A 9,447-nucleotide genomic window follows, 5' to 3' on the forward strand; every position below is an offset into this window, starting at 1 on the left:
AGCGCGACCAGACCGAGCGCAAGCCAGGGCACGATCGTCAAGAGCGCAGCAAGAACGTAGTGCACGACAGAATGCCTCTCGTGAGGACTGCATCTGCCGCTGAGATCTGTACTAAGCCCCCCAAGCTCACTACACATACCAGCGGATGACCCGAGAGTTGCATGGCCGGGGTTCACTGTCAACGCGGTTGGCGCCTCCTGCCGTTGCGACGTTGGCAGCCGCTGGACGATGGTCCAGGTCGGTGGATGACGAGGTGACCGCTGGTATGAAGTGGCGGCCTTGACCAGGATCGGGCTGATAGGGAGGCCCTCCAGTCGGCCGGGAGCCTCGCGAACGGATGTCGGGTTTCGGCGCAGGTTGGACGCACGGGACGTGGCGCGTTTGGCCTGCGCGGCTCCTGCGGTCGGGTCGTGATGGGATCCGGCGCCGGTCAATAGGGAGATGAGAGCGACTCGTCCGAGTGGGGTGGACACATTTGCTGATGGTCTATGCGGTGTGCGCAGGCGCGGAAGTCTTTCCGGTCGAGCCGCATGGTTCAGGGGTGGGGTGGCACTTCGGTGACGAGTGGAGTGCTGGGGGCAGGACTGACCGGTTCTTGGGGTCGTAGGTGGCTCGTTCGTTGACCGTGGTGGACGGGTGTCCGGAAAAGTCGATGGAGAGAGGTAATTTTGACAAGGATGGGCTATGTGTATGGGGGACATGCGTATCTCGATTAAGGCCGCAGGGTTGTCATTGTCTGGGGACGTTGGCAAGCGCGGTCACCAGGGCGTTGGGGGTGCGCGGGGGAACTGGGTGAGCGTGGGTTGTGTGGGGTCGACGCTGTAAGTCAACGAGCGCTGTCCGTGCTCTTAGGTCAGCTCCGATCGCTTCTTCTGCGCGTGTGTAGTCGCCAGTCGAGCACGTGTGTCCTTGTTCTGTCTCCCCGCAGTTGTAGGATTCCAGAGACGCAATGACTCCTGTGGTTATGGAGCGCATCAGGATTTGTGAGCGGCTTCGAATGCGCTGCGGTGGTCGAGGTCGAACCTGCCTGTTCGTTGGGGAGCGGTTGACGCTGGATGCCTGCCGGTGGGCCGTGGCCGAATGGCTCGGTCGTCAGACGGGCGATTGGCGGAACATATGTTGGTGAGGGAAGCGGCTAGCGCACTTTCTGGAATGAGAAGGCTGGCAGTGTGCAGTATTGGTCTGGCCAGGGGGTTGGTTCGCATCCGCTGGGACGGGCACGTGTCGTCATCGTGGGGCAGGGAGGTGTGTCGGTGATCCGGGAGGTGAAGGTCGTTGGGGTGTGTCTGTGGCTTTGGGGTGGACGGGGATTGAACGGTTGTCGACATGGCTGCGAGCCGCGGGGTGCGGGGTGTTGCCTGCCTGTAATGAGCGAAGGGATGACACGATGAGCGTGTTCGGAGTGGATTATGCGTGGGGACGGCCTGGCGCGGCGGCGTTGGAAAAGGCTGGGGTCAAGTTCGTCTGCCGGTATCTGTCGCATGACACGACAGGGAAGAATCTGACGCGGGCCGAGGCGGAGCAGTTGTCGGGGGCCGGGTTGTCGCTGGTGGTCGTGTGGGAGACGAGTGCGTCCCGGGCGTTGTCGGGGCGGACCGGTGGGGTGGCGGACGCGCAGGATGCGGCAAAGCAGGCGCGGGGTTGCGGGATGCCCTCGGATCGTCCGATCTATTTCGCGGTCGACTTCGACGCCGATAGTGGTCAGCAAGCCACGATCAACGCGTATCTGGACGGGGCGGCGTCCGTGCTGGGTCGGGGACGGGTCGGGTTGTACGCGGGGTATGGGCCGATCAAGAGGGCTTTCGACGCCAAGAAGATCACGTATGGGTGGCAGACGTATGCGTGGTCCGGCGGGAAGTGGGATTCGAGGGCGCAGCTCCAGCAGTACTCGAATGACCACACGATCAATGGTGTTGGCGTCGACTACGACCGGGCCGTGAAGGACGACTTTGGGCAGTGGAAGGTCGGGGGCGGGGGCAAGCCGTCGAAGGCGCCCAAGTGGCCCGGGCGGTACCTTACCCAGCCGCCAGTGATGCATGGTGACGATGTGCGGACTTGGCAGACGCAGATGCGCAAGCGGGGATGGCGCGTCAACGTCGACGGGGCTTATGGGCCGAGTTCGGAGAGTGTGTGCCGGGCTTTTCAGGAGGAAAAGGGCCTGGGCGCGGACGGGATCGTGGGGCCGGCGACGTGGCGGGCGGCCTGGGAGGCGCCCGTCAGCTGAAATGTCGGTGGGGGCCGTTAGCGTGCGGTGTGGGGGTCGGGTACCTGAGGGGTGATGCGACGTCGCCGCAGGTGAAGGGTGTGAGGATCGTCGCTCGTGTCCGCAGTGACCTGGGCGGCTGGGGCAGGGCTTCGTGCTGATCGTCGCGGCGGCACCGGGTGTGGGCGGCGGACATGGTCGTGCAGCGGGGGATCAAGATGAGCCGTAAGGGGGTGCCGATCCGGTACGAGGCGCTGGGGCAGTGTCTGGAAGCACTGGGTGGTGAATCTCGGATCGGGTGCGGGCTCGCGGGTGGAATGGGGGCGCGTCGAGTCGTTGATCGAGCGGCAGCTTGGCTAGGTCGGGGTGGCCTTTTTAGGGGAGGGTGATGCGCACGGTCGTCCCCTTGGCGGGTTCGGAGAGGAGATCGGCGCGACCGCCGTGGGCGGCGGCGATCGCCGCGACGATCGGGAGGCCGAGGCCGGTTCCGGTGGTGCCCTGTTCGGCGCGGTGGAAGCGTTCGAACGCGCGGGCTGCGTCGGCCGGCGACATGCCGGGGCCCTCGTCGGTGACCTCGATGACGCCTGGGGCGAGACGGATGGTCGCCGGTGTTCCGGGGGGTGTGTGGGTTCGGATGTTGGCCAACAGATTGGTGAGCACCTGGCGTATGCGCGACTCGTCCACGGTCGCGATCAGGGTGCCGGGGGCGTTGAGCCGGACGGGATGGTCGGGGGCAGCGGCGGTCGCGTCCGCGATGGCGTCCCGGGTGAGGGCGACCAGGTCGGTCGGGGCCGGTTGCAGTGAGGCTTCGCGGTCCAGGCGGGCGAGGTCGAGGAGGTCGCTGACGAGGTTGTTCATGCGGCGGGCCTCGTCCTCGATGCGGCGCATGGCGTCGGGCAGTTCGTCGGGGCCGAGCGCGCCGTGCCGGTACAGCTCGGCGTATCCCTGGATGGTGGTCAGGGGCGTGCGCAACTCGTGCGAGGCGTCGGCGGCGAACTCCCGGACGCGGGCCTCGGAGCGGCTTCTGGCCCAGAACGCCTGCTCGATCCGTTCCAGCATGACGTTGATGGCGGCGGCGAGGCGGGCGGTCTCGGTGCGTCGGCTGGGGGTCGGCATGCGCGCGCGCAGGTCACCTCCGGCCGTGATGGCCTGGGCGGTGGCGGCCATCCGGTCCAGGGGCAGCAGGCCGCGGCCGATCAGCCATCGTCCAAGAAGGGCGAGTGCGGCGAGCAGGAGGGCAGCGGTGGCGACCTCGGTCAGGACGAGGTTGCGGACGGCCGAACGGATCTCCGTGAGGGGCGCCGCCACGACCACGATGCCGTTCCGCCAAGGACGCGCGACGGCGCGTAGGCCCGGGAGCGAGAACGGCTCCAGGGCCTGCGCTCGGGCGGAGAGGGCGGCGAGGTCGAGCTCCTCGACCTCGGTGACGGCCCGCTGGGGCGCGGGCACGTCGCCGCTGAGCACCCTCACCTGGCCCTTCGGCGTGACGGCCAGCACCACGAACTGGGCCGGGGCCACACCCTGCCCGGGCAGACCGGGCCGGACGAGGCGCGTCACCGCACGATCGCGCGTGGCCTGGAGTTGGCCGTCCACCTGGTGCATGAGGTACCCGTTCAGGACGAGCGCGCTCACCAGGCCCATGATCGCGAGTCCGGCGAGCGTGATGGCCAGCAGCCCGGTCAGCAGCCGGGCGTTGAGGGTCACGGCCGCAGCGCGTAGCCCACCCCGCGCTGGGTGTGGATGAGCGGCGTGCCGAGCGGGTCGAGCTTGCGGCGCAGGTAGCTGATGTAGGTCTCGACGACCTGCGCGTTGCCGTGATGCTCCCAACCCCACACGCTCTCCAGGAGTTGGGTGCGCGACAAGACTTTCCCGGCATTGCGCATCAGGTGGGCGAGCAACCTGAACTCGGTCGGCGACAGGTCGACGTCGGCCCCGCCGCGCCGCACCGTCCAGTGGGCCTCATCGAGTTCCAGGTCGCCGACGCGCAGGACGCCCTCGTCGGCGGACGCGGTGGTTCCCAGGAGCGCGGTCCGCCGGAGAACGGCGCGGACCCGCGCGACCAGCGCCTCGATCGAGAACGGCTTGGTGACATAGTCGTCGCCGCCCAGCGTTAGGCCCGTTACCGTGTCGGACGGCGTGTCGCGCGCCGTCAAGAAGATCACCGGGACCTGGTCGCCGCCCGCGCGCAACTGCCGGCAGACCTCGAAGCCGTCCACGTCGGGCAGCATGACATCCAGCAGGACGAGGTCGGGCCGCTGGACCGCGGCCTGGCGGAGCGCGGCCTCCCCCGTGCTCGCGGTGACCGTCGCGAAGCCGTGGAAGCGCAGCGCGACCTCGATGAGATCGCGGATGTTGGCCTCGTCATCCACGACGAGCACCCGTCCGCCCTCGCTCACCCGCTGGTTCTCTCGTCCGTGTGTCGGTACACGTTCACTGGTCGGGTTCCTGCTCACGCGTTGCTTCTTGCCCCTTCGGGGTGCTCGCTCCTGTGTCGGTGGACGTTCATCCGTTGGTTGTCGGCTGCCGGCCTTCGTGCGAGCGTTGGGTCTTCCTTGTCGGCCGCCGTTGGGGTGTCGGTGCTCGCTTAGTGGCGCCCGCAGCGGCGTCGGTTTGTCGCTCATGTGTTGGTGCTTGTTTGCACGTCGGTCTGTACTAGCCCGTCGGACTGTATTTGCCCGTCGAGTTCTTGCCCACGTGGCGGTTCCCGTCCCGCGTGGCGGTTCCCGTCCCGCGTGGCGGTTCCCGTCCCGCGTGGTGGTTCTTGTCTGCGTGACGGTTCTCGTCCCGCGTGGTGGTTCTTGCCCACGTGGCCGTTCTCGTCCCGCGTGGCCATTCCCGTCCACGTGACGGTTTTCGTCCTGCGTGGTGGTTCTTGCTCGCGTGGTGGTTCTCGTTCATGTTGGTTCTCGCCCGCTGGCGTCCGTGGGGTGTTGGTTCTTGCTTGTCGGCTTCGGTGGCGGTCTGGTTCGGCTAGGCATCCATTTGGGCGTGCTGCCAGTCGTCGTGCACTCGTTCAGGCGTGGCGTTTGTGCCTGATCAGGTCGTCCACGGTGCCATATGGCGAGGGTCAGCTGTTCTTGGGTTCGCGGACGAGTTTGGCGGTGCGGGTTTGGTTGGTGCGCTCGCCCATGACGAGGACCTGGTCGCCGTTCGCGAGGGCCGCGACCGTGGATTTGGCGCCGTCCTTGCGGACGCGGGTGTTCGTGTCGGTGGTCCAGGTCCAGGAGGCGCCGTCGACGCTGCGGACGGTCAGTGTCGCGCCGGATCGTGCGGTGATCTGGCCGCGCTGCCAGGTGGCGAGGTGGAAGCCGTCCTTGCGGCGGACGGTCGCCTCGCCGTGGACGCCTTGGATGCCTCGGAGGCCGTGGTGGGCGTGCCCCTTGCCTCGCCAGTTCCCGTCGTCCCCGGGCGACGTCTGGCTGGGGGACGGCGACGGGTTGGCTGCGGCCGCCGGTACGGCGAGGTACAGGCCGAGTCCGAGCAGTCCGGCCGCACCCACGCCGGCCGCGAGGGTCTTCTTGTCGGTTCGCATGAGGATGATGTAACCGGAGCCGCCTGATAGAAGCCCTCACAGAATGCTGAGAGAACCCTGGGAATCAGCTCCGGATCGGCCGCCGCCTTGGCGTGATGTGGATCACACTTTGCGGGTGGGTGTCCGTCGTCACGGGCCTGGCGGGAGTAGAGACCTGTGAACGAGGGGCGGAGGACGGGATGGCGGATCGTGCCGGTTTCACCGACTACGTCGAGGAGCATTCGGATCGCCTGCTTCGGACCGCGTACCTGCTCACCAGGGATTGGGCGCGCGCCGAGGACCTCCTGCAGACGGCGCTGGCCAAGGCGTGGGTCGCGTGGGGGCGGATTCAGGACGATCCGGGCCCGTACGTCTACCGGATCCTGACCAACACGCACGCGTCCTGGTGGCGGCTGCGGCGGCGGAACGAGGTGCCGACGGCGCATCTGCCCGAGGTCCCCTGCGCCGATCTCGCGCAGGTGGTGGACGACCGGGAGGTCATGTGGGACGCGCTCGGACGGCTCTCGCCGCGGCAGCGCGCGACGGTCGTCCTGCACTACTTCGAGGAACTGCCGGTCGAGCACGTCGCGATGGTCCTTGGGTGCTCGGGCTCGACGGTGAAGACGCAACTCCGTCGTGCTCTCGTTCGGTTGCGGGTGGATCCGTCCCTGCACATCTTGAAGGAAACGAGGTAACGGTGCCGTACGCGGAGGAAGAGCTGACCATCGTCCTGCGGGAGCGCAGCAAGGGCGCGTCCGTCAATCCCGGTCGTGTCCACCAGGTCGTGCGGCGCGGGAGGTCCATCAGGCGGCGCAGGCGCCTCGCGGCGGCCGTCGGGGGCGTGGCGACGGTGTGCGCGATCGCGCTGACGCTGCACGGCGGGGCTGCGCACGAGCCGGCGGACGACGCGGTGCCGGTCGCGGTGCGGCTGCCCATGGAGGTGTCGATGCCGGCGGCCGCGCGGGGGGTGGTGAGCTCAAGGATGCCGCTGGTGGTGAGCGCCCAGCGGCAGCGGATGGGGGAGAACGCGATGGTGCGTTTCACCGCGCTGAGCACCGGCACGATGTTCAACGTGCGCTGCGCCGTCCCCAACTCCTGGCTGATCACCAGGCTCGACACGCCAGGCCGTCCAGGGAGCATTGGACGGTGCGGGCCCGCCGACCATCTGTCGCAGCTCGACAGAGCGTCGGCGGGCTCGTCGTGGGTCGGGACCGTCCGCACGCTGGAGGTGTGGGTGTTGCCACCGCAGGCTCTTGTGGACGAGGCGACGAAGCCCGACGAGATTCCCGTTCTGGCGGCCAAGACGGGTGTCTGGGACGGCGCGTGGGCCGTCGGCGTCTACGACTCTTGACCCGGCTGCCTAACCCGGCCGGTGGGGTGCAGGCCGCGTCGTCCTCCGCCGCTTTGAGCGTTGGCTCTTGAGGCGGCGGTTGGAGGCCTTCTGCGGCGGGTGGGCTGGAGCGCGCGGGACGGGTTACGGCTCCTGAGTGTCCGGTTCGGTCGGGGCGAGGGTCTCCAGGACCTGTTCGCCGTACTTGGCCAGTTTGTTCTCGCCGACGCCGTTCACGCGGCCGAGTTCGGCGAGGGACGACGGGAGGGCGGTGGCGATCTCCCGCAGCGTCGCGTCGTGGAAGATCACGTAGGCCGGGACGCCCTGCTCCTTCGCGGTGGCGCCGCGCCACGCGCGCAGCCGCTCGAAGATCGGCTGGGCCTCGGCGGGCAGTTCCACGGGGGCCTTGCGTTCCTTGGCGGCCTTGGCCGCCTTCGCCGTGGCGCGTTCGGGCTCGCGGCGCATCATGACCTTGTGCCGTCCGCGCAGGACGTCGGCGCTCGCGTCGGTCAGGACGAGTGCGCCGTAGTTGCTCTCGACCGCGAGCAGGCCCTGTGCCAGCAGTTGGCGGACGACGCCGCGCCACTCGACGTCGCGCAGGTCGGTGCCGATGCCGAAGACCTTCAGCGAGTCGTGGTCGAACTGGATGACCTTGGCGTTCTTCTTGCCGAGGAGGATGTCGACGATGTGTCCGGCGCCGAACTTCTGGCGCCGCTCCCGGTCGAGCCGGACGACCGTCGACAGGACCTTCTGCGCCGGGACGGTCGCGTCCCACGTCTCGGGCGGGGACAGGCACGTGTCGCAGTTACCGCACGGTGCGCCGGACTGCCCGAAGTAGTTGAGCAACTGGACGCGGCGGCACTCGACCGTCTCGCAGAGCGCGAGCATCGAGTCGAGGTGCAGGCTCTGCCGGCGGCGGTGCGCGGCGTCGCCCTCGCCCGCCTCGATCATCTTGCGGAGGTTGACGACGTCCTGCAGCCCGTAGGCCAGCCAGGCGGTGGACGGCAGGCCGTCGCGTCCGGCGCGTCCCGTCTCCTGGTAGTAGCCCTCGACCGACTTGGGCAGGTCGAGGTGCGCGACGAAGCGGACGTCGGGCTTGTCGATGCCCATGCCGAACGCGATGGTCGCGACGACGACCAGACCGTCCTCGCGAAGGAACCTCGACTGGTTGACGGCGCGGGTCCGCGCGTCCAGGCCCGCGTGGTAGGGGATGGCCTCGATGCCGTTCTGGCAGAGGAACTCGGCGTTCTTCTCCACCGAGTTGCGCGACAGGCAGTAGACGATGCCCGCGTCGCCCTTGTGCTCGTTCTGCAGGAGGTGGAGGAGCTGGCGCTTGGCGTCGGTCTTCGGCTCGATGCGGTACTGGATGTTGGGACGGTCGAAGCTCGCGACGAAGTGCCGGGCCCGGTCGAGGTTGAGGCGGGTGGCGATCTCGGTGCGGGTGGCCTCGGTGGCGGTCGCGGTCAGCGCGATGCGCGGCACGTCCGGCCAGCGTTCGTGCAGGCCGGAGAGCATCAGGTAGTCGGGGCGGAAGTCGTGGCCCCACTGCGAGACGCAGTGCGCCTCGTCGATCGCGAACAGCGAGATCGTCCCGCGGTCGAGCAGTTCGATGGTCGCGGGGACGCGCAGCCGCTCGGGCGCCAGATACAGCAGGTCGAACTCGCCCGCGACGAACTGGGCCTCCGTCACGCGGCGCTCGTCGAGGTCTTGGGTGGAGTTGAGGAACCCGGCCCGCACGCCGAGCGCCCGCAACGCGTCGACCTGATCCTGCATGAGCGCGATGAGCGGCGAGATGACGATCCCGGTGCCCTTCCGCACGAGGGAGGGGATCTGGTAGCACAGCGACTTCCCGCCGCCGGTCGGCATCAGGACGAGGGCGTCGCCGCCGGAGACCACATGCTCGATGATCTCCTGCTGCCCCGCCCGGAACGCGTCGTACCCGAAGACGCGCCGCAGCGTCTCCTGCGCCTCGGTCACGACCGCCGACGCGTGCGCCGCCTCGCCTTCGGGGACGCGCGCCTCGGGCACGGTCTCCGGTGCCTCGCTCACCTCGGTGCCGCTCTCGGGGGAAGCCATCGCCCCATCCTATGAGCCGCCACCGACGCTCGTCCGGGCGAACGCATGACCCCAGCTTCCTAGTTGCAGGACGTCCTGCGCCCGCCCAGAGGGTCTTGCGTGCTCTCGCGTGTCCGGTTCGGTGTCGTCCTGTGTTCGTGTTGGCGTCGCCCACGTCTTTGGGGGTCGTGGGTGTTGGGCCTGGGGTGTCGTGGGTCTGTCTGGGGCGCGGTGCGTTCCGCCTGTAGGGCGTCTTAGGTGGCTACTTGTTCGATTAGTTCGGGGGTCAGGGCGTTCAGGTCGTCCGCGACGTAGGAGGCGAGGGCCAGGGCGTCGGACGCGGGTGGG

General features: G+C 68.5%; 7 protein-coding genes. 3 read left to right on the forward strand and 4 right to left on the reverse strand.

The genetic code is table 11. The features are described 5' to 3' along the window. Nucleotides 1-1,387 precede the first annotated feature (1,387 nt). Entirely contained in the window at nucleotides 1,388-2,224 is an 837-nt protein-coding gene (locus E1298_RS07600; RefSeq protein ID WP_243725435.1) for a glycoside hydrolase domain-containing protein, read from the forward strand. A 354-nt stretch (nucleotides 2,225-2,578) separates the two neighbouring features. On the opposite strand, the gene E1298_RS07615 is transcribed toward E1298_RS07600, so the two are convergent. The 3 genes from E1298_RS07615 to E1298_RS07625 form a co-directional block, all read right to left on the reverse strand. Next, a complete protein-coding gene (locus tag E1298_RS07615; RefSeq protein WP_207944495.1) occupies nucleotides 2,579-3,907 on the reverse strand; it encodes a sensor histidine kinase in 1,329 nt (442 codons plus the stop codon). Beyond that, entirely contained in the window at nucleotides 3,904-4,599 is a 696-nt protein-coding gene (locus tag E1298_RS07620) for a response regulator transcription factor (RefSeq protein ID WP_243725436.1), read from the reverse strand. The genes E1298_RS07615 and E1298_RS07620 overlap by 4 nt, the downstream gene beginning before the upstream one ends. A gap of 671 nt (nucleotides 4,600-5,270) precedes the next feature. Continuing rightward, the gene (locus E1298_RS07625) at nucleotides 5,271-5,735 is read right to left on the reverse strand and encodes a DUF5666 domain-containing protein (RefSeq protein WP_131890356.1); all 465 of its coding nucleotides are present in this window, start codon (nucleotides 5,733-5,735) and stop codon (nucleotides 5,271-5,273) included. 179 nt (nucleotides 5,736-5,914) lie between these two features. On the opposite strand from E1298_RS07625, the gene E1298_RS07630 reads away from it, so the two are divergent. Then, on the forward strand, nucleotides 5,915-6,409 hold the full coding sequence (locus E1298_RS07630; protein ID WP_131890358.1) for a SigE family RNA polymerase sigma factor: 495 nt from the start codon (nucleotides 5,915-5,917) through the stop codon (nucleotides 6,407-6,409). Nucleotides 6,410-6,411: 2 nt separating this feature from the next. Continuing rightward, the gene (locus E1298_RS07635; RefSeq protein ID WP_131890360.1) at nucleotides 6,412-7,065 is read left to right on the forward strand and encodes a hypothetical protein; all 654 of its coding nucleotides are present in this window, start codon (nucleotides 6,412-6,414) and stop codon (nucleotides 7,063-7,065) included. A gap of 123 nt (nucleotides 7,066-7,188) precedes the next feature. Here E1298_RS07635 and recQ read toward each other — a convergent pair whose 3' ends face one another. Next, the gene (gene recQ / locus E1298_RS07640; RefSeq protein ID WP_131890362.1) at nucleotides 7,189-9,120 is read right to left on the reverse strand and encodes a DNA helicase RecQ; all 1,932 of its coding nucleotides are present in this window, start codon (nucleotides 9,118-9,120) and stop codon (nucleotides 7,189-7,191) included. Between the last annotated feature and the right edge of the window lie 327 nt (nucleotides 9,121-9,447).

Origin of the sequence: Actinomadura rubrisoli (genome assembly GCF_004349215.1) — a bacterium.
GTDB classification, from domain to species: domain Bacteria; phylum Actinomycetota; class Actinomycetes; order Streptosporangiales; family Streptosporangiaceae; genus Spirillospora; species Spirillospora rubrisoli.

Bases quoted from the DNA above. Each gene is read 5' to 3' on its own strand.
- E1298_RS07600 (WP_243725435.1), top strand. From the start codon at position 1,388: ATGAGCGTGTTCGGAGTGGATTATGCGTGGGGACGGCCTGGCGCGGCG.
- E1298_RS07625 (WP_131890356.1), bottom strand. From the start codon at position 5,735: ATGCGAACCGACAAGAAGACCCTCGCGGCCGGCGTGGGTGCGGCCGGA.
- E1298_RS07630 (WP_131890358.1), top strand. From the start codon at position 5,915: ATGGCGGATCGTGCCGGTTTCACCGACTACGTCGAGGAGCATTCGGAT.
- recQ (WP_131890362.1), bottom strand. From the start codon at position 9,120: ATGGCTTCCCCCGAGAGCGGCACCGAGGTGAGCGAGGCACCGGAGACC.